General features: G+C 50.8%; 16 protein-coding genes and 1 riboswitch. Of the genes, 13 read left to right on the top strand and 3 right to left on the bottom strand.

Annotation, left to right across the window (positions count from 1 at the left end; genetic code table 11):
• Positions 1–12: 12 nt before the first annotated feature.
• The 5 genes from ACI3EW_RS14145 to ACI3EW_RS14125 all read left to right on the top strand — a co-directional run bounded on the left by ACI3EW_RS14145 (position 13) and on the right by ACI3EW_RS14125 (position 7,111).
• Positions 13–1,350 (top strand): dicarboxylate/amino acid:cation symporter, encoded by a 1,338-nt coding sequence (locus ACI3EW_RS14145; RefSeq protein WP_118530948.1) that lies wholly within the window; start codon positions 13–15, stop codon positions 1,348–1,350.
• A gap of 287 nt (positions 1,351–1,637) precedes the next feature.
• Positions 1,638–3,335, top strand: coding sequence for a LytS/YhcK type 5TM receptor domain-containing protein (locus ACI3EW_RS14140; RefSeq protein WP_118530946.1), 1,698 nt, complete (start codon positions 1,638–1,640; stop codon positions 3,333–3,335).
• Between the two features lie 207 nt (positions 3,336–3,542).
• Entirely contained in the window at positions 3,543–4,358 is an 816-nt protein-coding gene (locus ACI3EW_RS14135) for a LytR/AlgR family response regulator transcription factor (RefSeq protein ID WP_118530944.1), read from the top strand.
• 166 nt (positions 4,359–4,524) lie between these two features.
• Positions 4,525–5,961, top strand: coding sequence for a carbon starvation CstA family protein (locus ACI3EW_RS14130; protein ID WP_118530942.1), 1,437 nt, complete (start codon positions 4,525–4,527; stop codon positions 5,959–5,961).
• Positions 5,962–6,100: 139 nt separating this feature from the next.
• Positions 6,101–7,111, top strand: coding sequence for an ATPase P (locus tag ACI3EW_RS14125; RefSeq protein WP_405580716.1), 1,011 nt, complete (start codon positions 6,101–6,103; stop codon positions 7,109–7,111).
• A 258-nt stretch (positions 7,112–7,369) separates the two neighbouring features.
• Here the strand turns inward: ACI3EW_RS14125 and ACI3EW_RS14120 are convergent, their stop codons facing one another.
• The gene (locus ACI3EW_RS14120; RefSeq protein WP_118530938.1) at positions 7,370–8,554 is read right to left on the bottom strand and encodes an iron-containing alcohol dehydrogenase; all 1,185 of its coding nucleotides are present in this window, start codon (positions 8,552–8,554) and stop codon (positions 7,370–7,372) included.
• 223 nt (positions 8,555–8,777) lie between these two features.
• Here ACI3EW_RS14120 and ACI3EW_RS14115 point away from each other — a divergent pair, with 223 nt between their 5' ends.
• The 8 genes from ACI3EW_RS14115 to ribH all read left to right on the top strand — a co-directional run bounded on the left by ACI3EW_RS14115 (position 8,778) and on the right by ribH (position 17,897).
• Complete coding sequence (locus ACI3EW_RS14115; RefSeq protein ID WP_021904516.1) at positions 8,778–9,884, top strand: extracellular solute-binding protein; 1,107 nt, start codon at positions 8,778–8,780, stop codon at positions 9,882–9,884.
• Positions 9,868–11,670, top strand: coding sequence for an ABC transporter permease (locus ACI3EW_RS14110; protein ID WP_118530936.1), 1,803 nt, complete (start codon positions 9,868–9,870; stop codon positions 11,668–11,670). Before ACI3EW_RS14115 ends, ACI3EW_RS14110 begins: the two co-directional genes overlap by 17 nt.
• 71 nt (positions 11,671–11,741) lie before the next feature.
• Positions 11,742–12,830 (top strand): ABC transporter ATP-binding protein, encoded by a 1,089-nt coding sequence (locus tag ACI3EW_RS14105; protein WP_118530934.1) that lies wholly within the window; start codon positions 11,742–11,744, stop codon positions 12,828–12,830.
• Positions 12,827–13,579, top strand: a complete 753-nt coding sequence (locus ACI3EW_RS14100; RefSeq protein ID WP_118530931.1) for a metallophosphoesterase — start codon at positions 12,827–12,829, stop codon at positions 13,577–13,579. Before ACI3EW_RS14105 ends, ACI3EW_RS14100 begins: the two co-directional genes overlap by 4 nt.
• 45 nt (positions 13,580–13,624) lie before the next feature.
• A riboswitch (FMN riboswitch) is annotated at positions 13,625–13,739 on the top strand.
• A 302-nt stretch (positions 13,740–14,041) separates the two neighbouring features.
• Positions 14,042–15,151: a bifunctional diaminohydroxyphosphoribosylaminopyrimidine deaminase/5-amino-6-(5-phosphoribosylamino)uracil reductase RibD gene (gene ribD / locus ACI3EW_RS14095; protein WP_118530928.1), complete on the top strand. Its 1,110-nt coding sequence runs from the start codon at positions 14,042–14,044 to the stop codon at positions 15,149–15,151.
• A gap of 22 nt (positions 15,152–15,173) precedes the next feature.
• Complete coding sequence (gene ribE, locus ACI3EW_RS14090; RefSeq protein ID WP_118530925.1) at positions 15,174–15,872, top strand: riboflavin synthase; 699 nt, start codon at positions 15,174–15,176, stop codon at positions 15,870–15,872.
• A 126-nt stretch (positions 15,873–15,998) separates the two neighbouring features.
• The gene (locus ACI3EW_RS14085) at positions 15,999–17,210 is read left to right on the top strand and encodes a bifunctional 3,4-dihydroxy-2-butanone-4-phosphate synthase/GTP cyclohydrolase II (protein WP_021904510.1); all 1,212 of its coding nucleotides are present in this window, start codon (positions 15,999–16,001) and stop codon (positions 17,208–17,210) included.
• A 222-nt stretch (positions 17,211–17,432) separates the two neighbouring features.
• On the top strand, positions 17,433–17,897 hold the full coding sequence (gene ribH, locus ACI3EW_RS14080) for a 6,7-dimethyl-8-ribityllumazine synthase (protein ID WP_425518591.1): 465 nt from the start codon (positions 17,433–17,435) through the stop codon (positions 17,895–17,897).
• Positions 17,898–18,022: 125 nt separating this feature from the next.
• On the opposite strand, the gene ACI3EW_RS14075 is transcribed toward ribH, so the two are convergent.
• Together ACI3EW_RS14075 and ACI3EW_RS14070 are read right to left on the bottom strand one after the other, a co-directional pair.
• Positions 18,023–18,448: a MarR family winged helix-turn-helix transcriptional regulator gene (locus ACI3EW_RS14075; RefSeq protein ID WP_405580707.1), complete on the bottom strand. Its 426-nt coding sequence runs from the start codon at positions 18,446–18,448 to the stop codon at positions 18,023–18,025.
• A gap of 72 nt (positions 18,449–18,520) precedes the next feature.
• On the bottom strand, positions 18,521–19,852 hold the full coding sequence (locus ACI3EW_RS14070; protein WP_405580704.1) for an MATE family efflux transporter: 1,332 nt from the start codon (positions 19,850–19,852) through the stop codon (positions 18,521–18,523).
• Positions 19,853–20,052: the final 200 nt, after the last annotated feature.

Genomic DNA, 20,052 nt, shown 5'->3' with positions numbered 1-20,052 from the left:
AAGGAGGATTACATGGAGAAAAAGAAAAGTTCACTCGCTGTCAGAATGAGTATTTCCCTCGTCTGCGGTCTGGTAGCAGGTCTTCTGTTAATGTTCTTAAGAGAAAACCTCAACAGCACAGGCAAGGAAGCCGTATGGGCAACGATCAACAGCATCCTGTTCCAGGATATCACAGCTGCAGGCGCTGAAAAGGCACTCGGTATCTTCTATATTATCGGTCAGTTGTTTATCCGTTCTTTACAGCTTGTCATCGTACCGATGGTATTCACATCCATCACACTTGCGATCGGACAGATTTCCGATACAAGAACTCTCGGCAGAATTTCCGTAAAAACGATCGCAGGTTTCCTGATCTGCTCTTTCTTCGCATTACTTATGGCATGCGTAGTCGGAATCATGATCTACAATGCAGGTGTATTCAATATTCAGGTGGAGGGTCTTGAAGGTTCCGCCGGATCTACCGGTTCCAACCCGTTAAATGTGATCCTTAACATTGTTCCGTCCAATATCACAGCGGTATTCAGCACAAACACTTCCGTTCTCGCGATCGTGTTCTTAGCGGTTTCCCTCGGTCTCTGCATGAAGGCAGTCGGCGACGAGAAGAGCGCAACATTAAAGAAGCTCATCACAGAAGTAAACGATATCGTTGTTGTATTCTTAAACTACGTTGTTACAAAGTTCGGTCCGTTCGCAATTTTCGTTCTCCTTGCAAGAACATTCGCGACATACGGAATCAATCACTTAAAACCGGCTCTGGCATACGTTGTCGTAACCGTTATCCTGCTTCTCTTATTCCTCTTCGTAGGATACCCGATCTTTGTAGCAGTTACAACAAAGCAGAATCCGGTGAAGTTCGCAAAGAAGATCTTCCGTGTAGCAGTATTCGGATTCTCCACTTCCTCCAGTGCGGCTGCTCTTCCGCTTAACGTGAAGACGACCACAGAGGAGCTCGGTGTTGATGAGAAGATCGCTTCCTTCGTACTTCCGCTCGGTATGACCATCAACATGAACGGTACCGCGATCATGCAGGTCGTTGCGACTCTGTTCATCGCAGGCTGCGCAGGCTACAATGTAACCCTGTCCCAGCTCATTGTGATCGCTCTCTTAGCCCTGATCGCATCCGCCGGTACACCGGCAGCTCCGGGCGCAGGCGCGATCATCCTGTTCACGATCCTTTCCGGTCTTGGCTACATCAACGACGGTGCACTCTTAGCATACAGCCTGATCCTTGCGATCAACCGCCCGATCGAGATGTTAGTAACGGCGCTTAACGTTGTCGGCGACTCCGCAACTGCAATCTACGTTGCGAAATCCGAGGGAATGTTAAACGAGGATATCTACAATTCATAAGGAAAATACCGGCCTGGTTTACGGTCGGTGTGCAAAGCTCCGGAAGACCTGAGGGAAGAAGCCCAGGTCTTCCGGAGTTTTTTTATGTAACAGGAAATCCCGGGGAATTCCCTGTTACATAAAAAGGCACTGACGTGCCAAAGATGCGCACTCGCGCGAAGATGTAGACTGTCGCAAGCGACCACGCTTCACATTTTCTGAACAAATAAACAGAAAAATGTGATATGATAAAAACATGTGAAAGAGGCAGACAAGAACATTCAGTCTGCGGGGACAGGGGGAGCTTTATGACAGGAACCATGTTTTTCAACATGCTTTTAAATATCGGACTGCTGGTGCTTCTGGCAACGCTGCTCACCAATATGGCATCGGTGCGGAAGCTGTTCCGGGGAGAGAGCAGCACGATCATCCAGAAGATGGCGTTGGCAGTGATCTTCGGTGCCATCAGCATCGTGTCGACCTACACAGGGACAAAGACCGGCGGGGCCATCGTCAATACCCGCGTCATCGGCGTCCTGACAGCAGGGATCCTGGGAGGACCGTTTGTCGGAATGATGACGGCACTCATCGCCGGAGCCCACCGGTTCCTGTTTGATATTGGCGGCTTTACAGCAGCTTCCTGCGCGGTCTCGACCCTGGTGGAAGGCGTGCTGGGAAGTCTGGTCTATAAAAAGTACAAGGCAGGAGAGATGGACAGCATTGATCTGTTTTTCCTGACTGCCGAGGCGGAGATCCTGCAGATGTTGATCATTCTGATGATCTCGAAGCCTCTCGGCGCGGCCATGGAGCTTGTGGGAAAGATTGCCGTCCCGATGATCGTCATGAATTCTGTGGGAATGGTGCTCTTTTTCAAGACCTTTGATATGGTATATATGCGAGAGGACAGTCTGTTTGCGGAGCGGATGCGTCTTTCCATGGGGATCGCGGACAAGAGTCTCGTCTATCTGAGAAAAGGTTTCGGAAAGCGGGAAAATATGGAAGCTGTGACTGATATCATTTTTGGTGAGATCCCATGTCAGGCGGTGATCATCACGGATGAAAAGGAAGTTCTGGCGGTGAGTTCCCTGATCGATGACAGCCGTTTCCGCCGGGAAAAGTTTCTGGAACATCTGACAGGACCGGCAAAAGGAATGAAAGCAGAATGTATCTGGGAGGAAGATCTCGATGAGGATATACGGTCGCTGTTTCACTCCCTCGTGACGGTGACAGTTCCGGTCATGACCGGAGATGAGAAGATCGGAAGTCTGTCCATTGTCGTGAAAAAGAGACGCCGTGTGGAACGAAGCATCGGGGATTTTCTGGAGGAACTCGCGAAGATGTTTTCCACACAGTTAGGGGTCTACAATGTGGAATATCAGAAAAAATTACGGAAAAAAGCGGAGTTTAAGGCGCTGCAGTCTCAGGTAAACCCGCATTTTCTTTACAACGCGCTGAATACGATCTCCTGCATCTGCGATGAGGATGCGGGAAAGGCCAGTGACCTGATCTTAACGTTAGCGTCCTACTACCGTCAGACTCTGGAGAACGACCAGTACATGCTGGATATCGATACGGAGATCAACCATGTCCGGACGTATCTGGAGATCGAGAAGGCGAGATTTGAGGAGAAGCTCCGGGTGGAGATCAACGTGGAAGACGGTCTCTCCTGTCAGGTCCCGTCCTTTATCCTGCAGCCCATCGTGGAGAATGCTGTCCGGTATGGAAACAGCGCGGACGGGGTGCGCAGAGTGGAGATCTCAGCAAAACGGGTGCAAAGCGGGCCCGGGGAGGAGCTGGTGAGGATCGGAGTCAGGGATCATGGAAAAGGTTTTGAACCGGAAGAGGCAGAGAGGATCCTGACCGGAAACAAGACCGGCAGCGTGGGATTAAAAAATGTGAATGAGCGTTTGAAGAGTACATACGGAAAGCGTTATGGGCTGGAGATCCGGAATACGGATGACGGGGCGGATGTTTCGTTCTGTATTCCGTATCAGGCAGAGAGCTGACAGGAAAATACTGTGACCGGACGTAACTATTCAGTACCTTCATAGTTACGTGCAAAAATCCATTCCAGATCAGCTTCGCTGATGGGATTTTTGCCTTCCAGCCTATGTTTTCTTACGGTCAGCGCAGCAAGTGCGCAGACCTACTGAACAGTTACGACCGGACTATTTTATACATTGGGGAAATTATGAGAGACAGGGGGAGATGTTTTGAAGATCGCAGTGATCGATGATGAGAGACCGGCAAGAAAAATGTTGATCCGCAGGGTGAAGGAAGTGCGTCCGGACTGTGAGATCACGGAAGCAGAGAGCGGATCGGACGCCTTAAAGATGTTTAATGAGGCGGATTCGTTTGATCTGATCTTTGTGGATATGGACCTCGGGGACATGGAGGGGACGACGCTGGCGGCCACGGCAAAAAGACTGTTTCCCGGGGCGAAGATCGTCTTTGCCACCGCCTATTCCCAGTATGCTGCGAAAGCATACGAGATGGAGATCGATGATTATATTTTAAAACCGTTCGATCCGGAGCGGGTGCACCATGTTGTGAAAAAATGCATTGGGGAAGGAAAACGTGATTCCGCGGGGAAAATGGAGGAGCAGGAGGAAAAAACGGAACCGGCAGCAGCAGAAAAACAGGGGGCAGAGCAGGAAAACGCAGGTGTGGAAGAGAGGCGCGAAGCAACGGTATTCGGCAAGATCCCTGCGACGGCCAGCCACGGAATCCTGTTTCTGGAGATCGCCCAGATCGTGTATGCGGAGACCGACGGACACGGGTGTGTGGTCCATACCACATCGAGATCCTATGAGGTCAACCAGCTTTTGGGAGAACTTGAGAAAAAGCTGGCGGACTTCGGATTCTTCCGGATCCATAAGAGCTATCTTATAAATCTGTCATTTATTTCGGAACTTTTCGCAGGCAGCGGAAACGGACTTTCCGTACATATGAAGGGGTATGAGAGCCGGGAACTCCCGGTGGGAAGAGAAAAACTGAAAACATTAAAACAGCTGTTGAAGATCAGCTGACAGAAAGAGAAGCTGCGGCACTCCGTTCATGACGAATGGAGTGCCGTTTGTGCAGATAACCATGCTGTTCATGCAGACCACCTTTAAATATTGTGCAAAATATACTATAATGCATTTGCTTGAAGAAAAAGAACTAAGCATAATGTATGTTCAAGGAGGGATTTGTATGATTAGTTTTCTCGTCTGTCTGGCACTTTTGATCGGAGGTTACTTTGTTTACGGCAACCTCGTAAATAACATTTTCAGTCCGGATGACAGAGAGACACCGGCAGTCAGAATCAACGATGGTGTCGACTACGTAGTCATGCCCCAATGGAAGCTCTTCCTGATCCAGCTTCTTAATATCGCTGGTCTGGGCCCGATCTTCGGAGCCATGCAGGGTGCATTGTGGGGACCGATCGTATTCCTGTGGATCACCTTCGGTACGATCTTTGCCGGCGGTGTTCATGACTTCTTCTCCGGCATGATGTCCGAGAGAAATGATGGTGCTTCGATCTCAGAGGTATGCGGAATCTACCTCGGCGGCCTGATGCAGAACGTGATGCGTGTATTCAGTGTTGTACTTCTTGTCATGGTCGGTACTGTTTTCGCAGTTGGTCCGGCCGGTCTGATCGTAACTCTGTTCAGCAATGGCGGAGCACAGGGTCTGGTCGTAAACAAAGAGATGTGGCTCTGGATCATTCTGGCTTACTACTTTATCGCGACCTTTATTTCTATCGACAAGATCATCGGTAAGGTCTATCCGATCTTTGGTATTTGCCTGATCATCATGGCACTCGGTGTTGCTTTTGGTATCTTCACAAAACCGGAATATGTGATCCCGGAGATCTGGAGCAATTTCAGAAACATGCATCCGAGCGGAACACCGGTATGGAGCTTCATGTTCATCACCGTTGCCTGCGGCGCGATCTCCGGTTTCCACGCAACACAGTCACCTCTTATGGCGCGTTGTATGAAGTCTGAGAAACAGGGTCATTTCGTATTCTACGGCGCAATGGTATGTGAAGGTATTATCGCCCTGATCTGGGCAGCAGCAGGATGCTCTCTCTACGAAGTGACAGGTGGTTTAAACACAGGTCTCGCAGAGATCATGAAGAACGGTCAGTCCGCAGCCATCTATGATGTCTGCCAGAAGACCATGGGCGGTGTCGGCATTGCTCTTGCTATGTTAGGTGTTATCGCCTGCCCGATCACTTCCGGTGATACAGCATTCAGAAGCGCACGTTTAACACTTGCTGACTGGTTCAAGGTTGACCAGAAGAACTGGAAGAACCGTCTGATTCTCTGCGTACCGTTACTTGGAATCGGCGCTATCGTTGGACATATGGATTACAGCATCGTATGGAGATACTTCAGCTGGACAAACCAGACACTGGCTATGATCGTTCTCTGGACAGCAAGCATGTACCTCTACAAGGCAAAGAAGAACTACTGGCTCACAGCAGTTCCGGCAACCTTCATGAGCGCTGTTTCCATGACATATTTCTTCTGTGCAAAAGAGTGCTTAAACCTCGGTACTGCAGTTGCGTACCCGGTAGGTATCGTACTTGCGGTCGTATTCCTTGGAATCTTCATCCGCGCAACGAAGAAACAGACAGCATAATGTAAGATTATAATGACACGAAAGACAGGCTGCAAAGCTGGGAGTGTCTGACTGCAGATGATGCAGAAAGTATAAGCTGCCCCGGTGAAAGGCTGAGGGCAGCTTATACTGGTTATTCAGTATTTGGGAGGCGAGAGTTATGTTCTTAAAACCGGCAAAACTTGGAGAAAAAGAGATTCCGGAGAGTATTCTTTCAGAGGACAAAAAGCACTGTAAGAAGATCGGTCCCTGCGGAATCGGAAAAGAGGCATTATACCTCAACAGTTTTTATCTGGAGCGGCGCTTCTACATCCCGGTATCTTCCGTCTCCCGTGTCTTTAAGCGCGTGGCGATGAGCAAAGGTGGATTTACCGGAAAAGGCCTGTTTGCCACCATCCCGTATCTGGTGGTTGTCTATGAGGACGGTAAGGAAAAGCAGTGCAACTTTAAATATGAGGATCAGGTTGACGCTTTCGTGGCATCCGTGAAGGAGCGGTTCCCGCAGATAAAGATCGTGAGTGAAGCGGCGGAAAAGCGCCTTGCGGAAGCTGAGAAAAAACAGGCGGAGAAATGTCTCATTCCGCTTTCTGAGCAGGCGAAGGAGACGGTAAATGTTCTGGAGCAGGCAAAAGCAGCCCTCACGAAGCGTCTGTCCCTGTTCACAGAGCTCACCAACGCGGCAAAGAAAAAGAGAACGTATGAGAAGACAAAGCCGTTTTACAAATGGCTCGCTTTATTCATGGTGGTCATGGGGGCGGCGGCGCTTGCATACGGCGTATTCTCCTTTATGAATCACGACGCGTTTGCCGTATACTTTGTCCTCTTTGGAATGGCGGCGATCTTTCTGTTCTCCGGAGCGAATGTCATGCCGACGAGTACGAATAACCGGAAAGCTATCGAAAAACGTCTTGCGGCGGCGGAAGAAGCCGTTACGGGTTATGTGGACAGTCTCCATCTCGGACTTCCGGTTCCGGCCTGTTACCTTCATCCGGTGACTGTAGAGCGGATGCAGCGTGCTGTCCGTGAGGGGCGCGCTGAGTCTGTGGAGGACGCGTTTGACGTTGTAAAAAATGATCTGAAAAAGACCAACGCGGATGTATCCGTCACTCAGGAGGAATTCGATGAGATCATGGCGATCAAGCCGGTCTTTTTGGTCAGAGATTACGTGTAGATGAAAAAATTGACTGCCGTATCAGTAGGCTTATGCTGGACGGCAGTCTTATTTTATGTAACAGGAAATTCCGAGGAATTCCAAAGATGCGCACTCACGCGAAGATGTAGATTGTCGCAAGCGACCGCGCGAGGTGCGAGAATGTGCCAAGGCACGTTTTTTATAAAAAACAAGGATTCATGGTATTATATGAAAACCGGGATGCTGCGCAGATAGGCGGCATCCCGGTTTTCTTCATGCGATTTTGATAGATTTCTGCTATTTTCCTGCAGCCATCTGATAGATCTTAAGCATATCTTCCGCTTCCAGCTTCTTCGCGGATCCCTTCGGGCCGCCTGCAGCGATTCTCGCGTTTTTCGCCATGGTCTCAAGCTGTTCTTCTGTCGGATCGATCCCGAGTTCCTTTAAGTTTGTCGGCATACTGATGGCACGGTAGAAGTCTTCCATGGCCTCGATCCCCTTTAAACCCGTCTCCATATCATCTTTTCCAGGTTCAACACCCATGACATTCACTGCGAATTTCGCAAAACGCGGAGTGCAGCTGTCGATCACATATCTCGCCCAGCTGCCCCAGATCGCCGCCAGTCCCGCACCGTGGGCAACGTCGAACATTCCGCCGATCTCATGCTCTAAGAGGTGGGAGGCGAAGTCTCCGCCGTCGTTTCCGCAGCCGGTGAGGCCATTGTGAGAGAGACTTCCGGACCACATCACCTCGGCTCTCGCGTTATAGTTGTCTGGATCGTCCACAAGGATCTTCGCGTTCGTGATCACGGTGCGCATAAGACCTTCCGCAATGGCGTCGGTGATCTCCATATTTCCGCCGTTTGTGAAATAGCGCTCCATGGTATGCATCAGAATATCGGTGCAGCCGCAGGCTGTCTGGTACGGCGGGAGAGTCATTGTGATCTCCGGATTCATGACAGCGAATACAGGGCGGGAGATATCATTGTTGTAGCCGCGTTTTTCCAGTGTTTCATCGTTTGTGATAACAGAGCTGTTGCTCATCTCACTTCCGGAAGCCGCGATGGTCAGAACAACGCCGATCGGAAGGCATGCGGATGCCTGACGGGTGTGCTCATAGAAATCCCAGACATCACCGTCGTTCGCGAGACCGTAACCGATGGCTTTCGCGGAGTCGATGACACTGCCGCCGCCTACCGCAAGGAGAAAATCAACGCCCTCCTTTCGGCAGAGCTCGATCCCCTTGCGGACTAAGGAAAGACGTGGGTTTGGGACAACACCGCCAAGCTCCACATAGGTGACTCCGGACGCGTCCAGGGACTCTTTGATCCGTCCGAGAAGACCGGAGCGGATCACACTGCCGCTTCCGTAGTGGAGCAGGACTTTTTTACAGTTGACATTTTTTACAAGCTTTCCGATCCGGTATTCGGTTTCTTTTCCGAATACGACGCGGGTCGGGGTATAGAAATTAAAATTAAACATAAGACACCCTCCTGATAGATCAAGTATACTAAGAATTGCAGTGATCTGCAAGAAATACCTCTGGAACTTTCCGGATTTTCGGAAGCATACCTGACACAGATTTTACACAGGCTTTAGGTGATGACGGCACCAGATTTTACAGAGGACGCATAGGATAAAGACAGAAACTGACAGACAGGCATAAAAGAAAAAGGCAGAGACGATCTGCAGGAGGAAACACATTATGAAAAAAATAAGACTGACAGCACTTACCATGGCGGGACTGATGGCGGCGGCATCCATGACCGGCTGCGGTGCGAAAACAGCGGAGACCACAGCGGCTTCGGAGACAACGACAGCAGCAGGGACGATGGCGGCAGAGACAACAACTGTGGCGGAGACGGCTGGGAAGGTGTCCCAGACCAAACCGCTTGTAGTATATTTAAACGACTTCGATGATATTATTCCGGAGATGTTTAAAAAGGCGACCGGATATGACGTGGAAGTCGTAGCAGGAAACGGTGCGGAGACACTTGCAAGGATCGAGACGGAGGGCGACAACCCACAGTGGGATATCGTATGGCTGGATTCCATGCCAAGTATCAACTCTCTCGGAAAGAAGGGAATGCTTCTCACGGACTGGGAACCATCTAATGCGGGAAACCTCACCGATTTCTTTAAGGAGATCGTTCCGGCGGACAAGGCATACTATCCGACCGGGGCACACGCGGCAGGCGTGATCGCGTACAGGAATGATGTTTTCACAGAAGAAACAGCTCCGAAGACCTGGGAAGACTTCGCAAAACCGGAATATAAAGATAAGATCGGAATCGCAGATCCGAGCGTAGCGGCTCCGGCATATCCCTTCGTGTCATACTTCTTCAACTCGAAGGGAATGGATAGCGGAAAAGAGTACTTCGGCTCATTATTCGAAAATGGCTTAAAGGTCTACCCAAAGAACCCGCAGGTGGTTCAGGCGCTTGCCAGCGGTGAGATCGCGGTGGCAGGACTTCAGGAGAGCAACGCATACGGCATGATCGCTTCCGGAGAGCCGATCAGCATCATCTGGCCGGAAGAAGGCGCACCGGCATCTGTACGTGTGGCAGCGATCAGCGCGAAGACGGATCAGCCGGAGGTTGCGAAGAAATTCATCGAATTCCTTTTACAGCCGGAGACACAGCAGCAGCTGGTGGATGCGGGAGATGAAGGATATTTTGAACCGTCCGTTGCAGGCGTAAACGAAAAAGAAGATCGCGAGAAAGATGGAAAGCTTGTCTATGCAGAGGCATCCTGGGCATCTGAACACGAAGCAGAGATCAAGGAGTGGTTTGCAGATGAGTCCGCGAAATAGTGGAAAATTAAGAAGCGCAGCACATAGAGGACAGGCAGAAGGGGCGATCGGCTGGATCATCCTTTCCGTGCTTGCTGTTTTAATTATCTTGCCGCTAGGGGCCGTTCTTTTACAGATCGTAAGTCCCGGATTTTTTGGAAATACGGAAAAAGCAGATGGAATGAGCCTGCTCTTTGAGGTCTTTGAAAAACCGCTCTGGTATAAGGCACTCGGAAATTCCATGTCTCTTGGCATCTGGACAACATTTTTTGGCACGGTGTTTGGGGCGTTTCTTGCAAATTTCCGGGTAAAATGGGAGTTTAAGACAGCGAAACTTTTAGACATCGCGGCGTGGATCCTGATGATCATGCCGTCCTTCATCATTGCCCAGGGCTGGGTCTATTTCGCTTCCGGAAACGGGATCGCGAGGTCCTGGCTTCACTGGAACAACATAAACAGTCTGGTATTCAGCTTTCCGGGGCTGGTGTTTATCATGGTACTCAACAAGTTCCCCTTTGCTTATGTGACGATCAAGGCGGCCCTGGAGTGGAAACCGGAACGGCTGTCTCTGGCAGCAAGAATGAATGGGGCATCTCCGTGGGAAGAGTGGAAGACTGTGCAGGCACCTTTATGCATTCCGGCCTATTGTTCCGCGGCGATCTTGATCTTTATGGATACGATCGGTGATTTCGGACTTCCGGCAGCGATCTCCGGAGTATATCGCTTCCCGACATTGCCATACGCGATCTATACGGCGCTTTACAGTTCCCCGATCCGCCTGGATATGGCAGGTGTGTTATCCTTCTATCTGGTACTGATCATCATCGCAGCCATGATCGTCCAGTACAGGATCATTGGTAAAAAGCGGTACGATTTCTTTGATACGGGAACCGTGAAGGCGGTGCCGGTCCGCCCTGCATTTGGAGTCGGGATCATCCTCGATTTCTTAGGGGCATTTCTGGCATTTATCACACTGTTTGTGCCGCTTGGTTCCACAGTGGTCATGTCCTTCTCCGACTCGATCTCCGTTGCAAATTTCAGTTTCACGTTAAAGAATTATGAGAAGGTCATCGTAGACAGCAAAGAGCTCTTAAATGGTCTGGAACACTCCTTGATGATTGCCTTTGCGGCAGCCATCATTGGGCTGGTTCTCGGATTTTTCGTTTCCTATGTGCTGAACTATTCAGACTTCGTTTTAAAGCGCGTGATCGATGTGCTGTCCCTGGTTGCGTTAGCAGTGCCGGGAGTCGTTTTAGGTATCGGCTATATCTTTGTATGGAACCAGCGATGGATCGAATCCATGGGGGTTAAGATGTACGGAACGCCCAGGATCATTGTCCTTGCCAGCGTTGCGGCGGCGATTCCGGTCATCACGAGAGTTCTGACCGGCGGTATGGCAAAGATCCCGAGACCGATCCTGTTTGCGGCCCGGCTTTCCGGCGCCGGTCTTATCACGCGGATTCGGACGATTCTCTGGCCGCTCTTAAAAGCAACCGTTTTGTCCGCATTTTTATCCGCATTTGGCGGAAGCGTGTTCAACCTTGCGATCAATACGATCCTCTATCCGCCGAACTATCAGACACTGCCGGTCTACATCAGCAAAGGAGTGGAAAATCTGAAATTCGGATATTCTGCGGCGGCAACGGTGTTTGGCGGCGGAATCGTGGTCCTTCTCATTTTACTGATGGAGCTTTTACCGCTTTATTCTCAGCTGTTCCAGAGAAGAAGAGCAGCCGGATCTGTGGTGAAGCTCTTCCGGGGGCAGAAAGAAAATAAGCGGGTAACGATGAAGGTACAGAATAGTTAGACGATCAGGAAATAAAGCAGATACAGTGGGAGACTTTATAGGGTACACGCTAACTGCTTTTGGAGGAATATATGGAGATTCAGAAACAGGAAGTCATCTTAAAAATAGAAGATCTGACAAAAAGCTTTGGAAAGACGGAAGTGCTTAAGGGAATCAGCATGGAAGTCCATAAAAACGAGATCATCAGCGTATTGGGTCCGTCCGGCTGCGGAAAGTCCACCTTGCTGAACATTATCGCAGGCATGCTGGCTCCCGATGGCGGACGCGTGACTATGAACGGGCAGATGATCTCTGAGGCGGGAAAAGTCCTACCGCCGGAGAAACGCCATATGAACATGGTGTTTCAGGATTTTGCACTGTGGCCACATATGACAGCGTATGATAACATCGCTTACGGCTTAAAGCGGAGCAAAACCGGAAAAGAGGAGATCGAGGAGCGGGTACAGGAGCTCTTAAAGCTTCTGCATCTGGAGGGACTGGAAAAACGGTATCCGGCGGAGCTTTCCGGCGGTCAGCAGCAGAGAGTCGCGATCGCCCGGGCACTGATCACGAAGCCGGATATTCTCCTGATGGATGAGCCGCTCTGCAATCTGGATGTCCAGCTCCGTGTGGAGATGAGAACCGAAATGGCGTTCTTGTTCCGGAAGCTTGGGACGACCGTCTTTCACGTCACCCATGACCCGTCGGAGGCGTTCGCGATGGCGGACCGGATCGTGATCATGAACAAGGGAAATATCGACCAGATCGATTCCCCGAAAAACTGTTACAGGAATCCGGGAACGGAGTCGGTGGCGGCTCTTTTAGGTGCCGGAAACCGGGTACATGGATACGCGAGGAAGGATGGCGGCACGCAGATCGATCTCGGTGGCAGTGTCTGCGGAACACTCGGAAGAAACGGAATCCGCAAAGATGACATGGTGACTGTCCGCTTCCGCGCGGAGAACACGGTGTGGACCGGAAGCGAGCGGCAGGAGAACAGTTTTCCGGTGGCGGTCGAGTATTCCTCCTTCGAGGGGGATTATTACCGCGTTATGGCGAAGATGGGAATGGGAGAACCGCTCTGCTTCTTAAGCCGTAACTATCTGGAAAAAGGCACGGAAGGCTACGTGAATGTGGAAGGGGACCGTCTCTATGTGTACGGCCCGGAGACAGCGGCATGAGCGGGAACCTGTATCTGATGAGTGACATTCATGGATATTTTATTCCCTTTCTGCAAATACTGAAAAAGATCCGGTTTACGGATGCGAATCGGATGGTGATCCTGGGGGATCTTGTGGCGAAAGGACCGGATTCCCTGGGACTTTTGTGCTTTGTGATGGAACATAAGAATATTCTGGCGCTGAGAGGGAATCATGAACAGCGGCTCTTACAGTATTTTGGAACAGACCGCGCGGCCGGGATCCCGGATTCCACGATGCGGCCCTGGGTGGCCGGAGACGGGGCGGGGATCATCAGGCAGATGAATATGCTGTCAGAGACAGGACGCAGGAAGGTTCTGGAGTTTATCGAAACGATGCCGCTCTGGGCAGCCATGGAGATCTGCGGCAGAAAGTATGTGTTGATTCACGGAGCGCCGGATGATGAAATGAAAAAAGAACTTCTAGCAGTGCAAAAAGATCCGGGTGGGAAAAGAAAAACAGCGGATTATGATGTCCTCATAAACCGATATGAATCACCAGACGCGGATAACCGGCTTCCAGCGGGAATGACTGCCATAGTGGGACACACGCCGACATTCAAATATGGAACACAGTACGCGGGAGATATGATCATAAGGGACGATAAGATCTTTCTGGACTGCGGAGCCGGTCAGGGATATGGATTGGGCTGTCTGGAAATATTGTCTGGCAATGACAAAAATTCCTATCGAAAATACTTTACAAATACGGAGAACGGGAGTATATTGTAAACAACCGCTGATGGAAATGACGGTCAGCGATAGGACAATTCAATAATAAGTCTTCAGGGCAGGGTGCAAGTCCCTACCGGCGGTAAAGCCCGCGAGCCGAGAGGCATGATCCGGTGAGATTCCGGGGCCGACAGTATAGTCTGGATGAAAGAAGAATTTCAGGTTTGTTTGTGATATGCGGAAGCGATCCGGTGTTCGAAAAAGAGGACAGGATCGAGAGATTCCGTATCGCGGAAGATCGGATCAGTAGCTCTGAAATAGGAAACTGTTTCAGGGCTTTTTTAATGAAAAGGATCCGGGAAAAGCTGGGAATAACGGAAATTTATATTTCCGGATGAAACAACGGACCGAATATGGAAAACCCTGTAGGCATCTACTTTACAGGTTTTTTTAACAGAAAATTCCTATGGAACTTTCTGATTGTGCCTGTAAGGCAGGTTTGCGGAAAGAGGAGTGAAAAAGATGACGGACCGGGATTATATGCTGCGGGCCATTGAGCTTGCAAAGGGGGGACTTGGCTGGACGAGCCCGAATCCCCTCGTGGGAGCTGTGATCGTGAAAGACGGAAGGATCATAGGGGAAGGTTATCATGAGCGGTGCGGAAAACTCCACGCGGAGCGAAATGCCATTGCGTCGCTCACGGAAAGCGCGGAGGGCGCGACACTCTATGTGACGTTGGAGCCGTGCTGCCATTACGGAAAGACACCTCCCTGCACGGAGGCGATCCTCGAGCAGAAGATCGCAAGAGTTGTGATCGGTTCAAGAGATCCGAATCCCCTGGTGGCAGGAAAAGGCGCGGCGATCTTAAGAGCAGCGGGAGTCCGGGTGGAAGAGGACTTTATGCGGGAGGAATGCGATGCGTTAAATCCGGTGTTCTTCCACTATATCACAAAGAAAACGCCCTATGTGGTCATGAAATACGCCATGACGGCGGACGGAAAGATCGCTGCGCGGACCGGTGACTCCAAGTGGATCACAGGAGAGAGTGCAAGGAAAAAGGTGCAGGAGCTGCGCCACCAGTATATGGGGATCATGGCGGGGATCGGCACGGTCCTGGCAGACGATCCGATGTTGAACGTCCGGATCCCCGGGCTGAAGAGCCCGGTGCGGATCATCTGCGACAGCGGACTCAGGATCCCGATGGATTCACAGATCGTGAAGACGGCAAAGGAGTACCGGACCATCGTAGCGTATGCGGGGGAGCATTCCGGGGAAGGCTGTAAAGAAGCGGAAGAGAAAGAGGAACAGCTTCACGCGGCCGGCGTGGAGACTGTGTCGGTCCCGGACGCAGACGGGCGTGTGGATCTTGGAAAGCTCATGGAATATCTCGGAAGCCAGGGTATCGACAGTGTACTTTTAGAGGGCGGCGGTACCTTAAATGACGCGGCGCTGTCAGCCGGGATCGTAAACGAGATCTGCGCGTTTATCGCACCGAAGATCTTCGGCGGTGCCGGTGCGAAGACTCCGGTTTCCGGGATCGGTGTGGCGCATCCGGCGGAAGCCGTGATGTTGACGTTAAAACAGATGGAGACGATCGGGGATGATCTGATGCTCAGATATTCGGTAGATTGAAAATGGGAAAGGAAATGAGAGCATGTTTACAGGGATTGTAGAAGAACTCGGACAGGTGAAGGCACTTTCCCTGCGCGGAAATTCCGGTACGCTGACGGTAAAAGCGAAAAAAGTTCTGGAAGGAACAAAAATCGGTGACAGCATCGCGGTCAATGGTGTCTGCCTTACGGTCACGAATATGAAAAATAACGAGTTTTCCGCCGATGTGATGGCGGAGACGGTGAGGAGAAGCAGCCTTGGAGCACTGCGTGATGGAAGTTATGTAAACCTGGAGCGGGCCATGGCGGCGGACGGCAGATTCGGCGGTCATATTGTTTCCGGTCACATTGACGGAACCGGTCAGATCGAATCGATGAGACGGGAAGAGAATGCAGTCTGGGTCACGATCGCATGTACAGATAAGATCCTGGATCTGATCGTGGAAAAAGGTTCAATCTGCATCGACGGGATCAGCCTCACGGTGGCGGCGGTGACAAAGCGGAACTTTTCAGTGTCGGTGATCCCACATACCGGCGAGGAGACAACGCTTTTGAAGAAAAAAGCAGGAGATGCGGTCAATCTGGAAAACGACATTGTGGGGAAATATATTCAGAAATTTGTGGATATCGGAAGAAATTCCGGTGCGGACAGGGGAAAAGCGGAGGACGGCAAGGATGCCGGGGACAGCACGAAAGGAAACTCCGGTCTCAGCATGGAGTTCCTTCAGAAATATGGATTTTAAAACAGATGCTTTGAAGATATTTAGAAACATCCAGAAAATATGAGATCAGAGCAGTTAAAGTTTCAGCAGTAGGAATCCTGCTGAAAGAAAAACTTTTAATAAAAGGCTCTGGAAAGGCAGGAAAATATGAACGAGCAATACAACACAATCGAAGAAGCGATCGAAGATCTGCGGGCGGGAAAGATCATTCTCGTGACAGATGACCCGGACCGGGAGAATGAGGGAGATATGATCTGCGCGGCAGAGTTCGCGACACAGGCAAATATCAATTTCATGGCAAGCCACGCAAAGGGACTGATCTGTACGCCGATGAGCGCGGCAGTGGCAGAGCGGCTGGGACTTCCGCAGATGGTATCCGAGAACACGGATAACCACTGCACGGCATTCACGGTCTCCATTGACCATGTGGACACGACAACAGGAATTTCTGCGGCGGAGCGCTCTTACACGATGATGAAGTGTGTGGATCCGGCGACAAAGCCCCAGGATCTCAGAAGACCGGGACACGTATTCCCACTTGTAGCAAGACGGGGCGGAGTGCTCGTGAGAAATGGCCACACCGAGGCAACTGTGGACCTCATGCGTCTGGCGGGACTTTCCGAGTGCGGCGTGTGCTGTGAGATCATGGAGGAAGACGGAACCATGATGCGGACCACAAACCTGTGGAAGCTGGCGAAGGAGTACGGACTGAAATTTATCACGATCAAGGAACTGCAGGATTACTGCCGTGTCCATGAAAAACATGTGGTGCAGGAGGCCTGCGCGGACATGCCGACCCAGTATGGACACTTTAAGATCTACGGCTATGTGAACGATATTACCGGCGAGCACCATGTGGCTCTTGTGAAAGGTGATATCGGGGACGGCGAGGATGTGCTCTGCCGCGTGCATTCCGAGTGCCTGACCGGAGATGTGTTCGGTTCCATGCGCTGTGACTGCGGAAAACAGCTCCAGACCGCGATGCGCCAGGTGGAGGCGGAAGGCCGTGGCATCATCCTCTACATGCGCCAGGAAGGCCGCGGCATCGGTCTGATCAACAAATTGAAGACGTATGTACTTCAGGAGCAGGGCTTTGACACTGTGGAGGCCAATATCAAGCTTGGTTTTGCTCCGGATCTTAGGGAATACTGGATCGGGGCACAGATCTTAAGGGATCTCGGCGTGAAGTCCTTAAGACTTCTCACGAACAATCCGGAGAAGATCTACGGACTTTCCGGCTTCGGACTTGAGATCCATGAGCGCGTGCCGATCGAGATCGATCCGCAGCAGTACGACAGCTTCTATCTGAAGACGAAGCAGGACAAGATGGGACATATCTTTACAAAAATTAAAGTGTGATAGGATGGAACGTCCATTGCTGAAAGTCCTGTACACCGGCGGCATGCATCCCGCACGGACGGAAGTGATGAGATGATTACAGCTGCGCAGGCGGCACAGATCTACGGGCATGCATCCCGCACGGATGGAAGTGATGGGCAATTGGAAATAGAATTTTGCATGTAATTATGAAGACTTCTGAATAGCAGTAAGCATAAGAAAAGGAGAAACATCATGAAAGAGATCAAAGTATTAGAAGGAAAAGTTGTAGCACCAGAAGGCATGAAAGTGGGGATCGTAGCTTCCCGTTTCAACGAGATCATCGTAAATAAGCTTTTAGGCGGAGCAGTTGACGGACTTGTCCGCCACGGTGTGGAGGAAGAAAATATCACGGCGGCCTGGGTTCCGGGGGCGTTCGAGATCCCGGTTGCGGCATCTGCCATGGCAAAGTCCGGCAAGTACGACGCGATCATCTGCGTCGGCGCTGTGATCCGCGGTGATACCACACACTACGATTATGTGTGCAGTGAGGTCTCCAAGGGAATCGCGCAGGTGGGACTGGCAGAGAAGATGCCGGTACTCTTCGGCGTCCTGACAACCGAGAACATTGAGCAGGCCATCGCCCGTGCCGGAAGCAAAGGTGGAAATAAGGGATATGACTGTGCACTTTCCGCGATCGAGATGGTAAATCTTATGAGACAGTTCTAATTTCAGATCATATAGACGTAAAAGATCAGCGCCTGAAAACATTTTTCAGAGGCGCTGATTTTTGCGTAATAGGGATTCCTCGGAATTTCCTATTACACAAAAGGCACATTCTGCTTTAGCAGAGCTTATAAGGTTTTCGTCTCTTCCGTGAATTTAGCCGCGAAATCCCGGTTCAGTTTCATGAAGAGCTGCTGCTCCTCGGGAGACCAGCTCTCAAAAATCGCATTTTCGATGGCGATCAGGCGATGGGCGGTATTTTTCATGAGTTCCTCTCCTTTTTCCGTGAGAAAAACGCAGGTGTTCCTCCCGGTTCCGGGTTTCAGGTACAGATAACCGGCCTGTTCCATCCTGCGTACTGCAGAGTTGATCGTGGATTTTGTGGTGCCGGTCTCTTTGTAAAAAATACTTTGATTGCAGCCGGAGCCGTGTTCATTGAGGGAGTAGAGAATATCAAGCTCGCTGTCCGTGAGACCGAGCTTTAATGCAGCGTCATGGTAGGCACTGTCGACCTGGCTGAGCAGGTTGTAGAATTCTTTAAATGCAGAGTACATGGCAGATCTCCTGAAAATATAAGTGTATGGGGGCAGTGCAGGGCTTTGCATCCGCCTGCACGGGTTATCAGTCTATGTGTATCCGTACTTCTTTGCCTTCCGGATCAGGAAGAAGAGCGACAGGCATACCGCCATAAATTCCGCCGCGATGATGGAATACCAGATCCCGGAGACACCGAGGAAAAACGGCAGGATGATAACGGCCCCCGTTTCAAAGATCATGGTACGGCAGAAGGAGATCACAGCGGAGACGAATCCGTCGTTGAGTGCCGTAAAGAAGGACGATGCGTAGATGCTGAAGCCCATGAACAGGAAAGAGATCGAGTATGAGCGGAATGCATGGACCGTCATGTCTAAGAGGTTCGTGTTATAGCGGACGAAAATTCCCGCAAGAAACGGGGCACCCGCTTCTGCCACGATCGTCAGGATGATCTGGAAGGTCAGGATCAGCAGGAAGCTTTTTCCGAGCAGATTCTTTAACTCGCTCTTATTTCCTGCACCGCAGTGATAGCCCACGATCGGGGCACTTCCCATAGAGTAGCCGATAAAGAGCGCCGCAAAGATAAAGCTCACGTACATGATGACGCCGTATACGGCAACACCGTCGGAACCGGCAAGGCGCATGAGCTGCCAGTTGTAGAGCATGTTTACGATGGACATGGAGATGTTCGTCATAAACTCGGAAGCGCCGTTTGTACAGGTCTTCAACAGGGCACTAAAGTCCATATGGGTCCTTCCGAGACGGAGTCGGCTCCTGTTTGGAAAGATAAAGTAGAGCAGGGGGATCAGTCCACCGATGGACTGACTGATCGCCGTTGCGGCGGCAGCTCCCACAACGCCGAGACGCAGAACAGCGATAAAATAAGCATCGAGGATCATATTTGTAAGTCCTGACGCGATGGTGATCAGGAGTCCGAGCTGCGGGCGTTCCGCAACAACTAAAAAGCTCTGGAATACATTCTGCAGCATAAAGGGGATCAGAGCCAGCAGGATGATCCGGCCGTAACGGACGCAGTAGGGGAGAAGGATCTCATCAGCACCTAAGAGTCTTGCCATCGGGGCTAAAAGAATCTCACCGCCTACCGTAAAGAGGAAGCCCACCGCGATCAGAACGTAGACGAGGAGGGAAAAGATCTCCTTTGCCTTTTTTTCATTCCCGGTTCCGAAGGTCAGAGCCACCAGGGCACTGCCGCCGGTGCCGGTCATAAAGCCGATGGCACCGAGGATCATGAGAAACGGCATAATGATATTGATGGAGGCGAAGGCCTCGGAACCCACAAAGTTCGAGACGAAAACACCGTCCACAACACCGTAGATGGACGTTAAAATCATCATGACGATAGACGGAAACGTGAACCGCAGGAGTTTTTTGTAGGTAAAGTGGTCGGAAAGCGAAATATTCATCGTGTGCCCTTTCAGTTTTTTTACTGTGTCTGCCCGCGGGGGAAAATCGTGTCTTTTCTATCGGACAGTTTTACAGTTATGAATGTACGAAATCGTACGTAGAATCATAGTACGATTTCGTACATATGTCAAGAAGAACTTTACATACTGTCTCACGGTATGAACTTCGTATCCAGCCTCACAGATATGAACTTTGCATC

The organism is Pilosibacter rotomagensis, from assembly GCF_045062245.2.
In the GTDB taxonomy this organism is placed as follows: domain Bacteria; phylum Bacillota; class Clostridia; order Lachnospirales; family Lachnospiraceae; genus Pilosibacter.
This window is presented reverse-complemented; position numbering and strand designations above follow the sequence as displayed.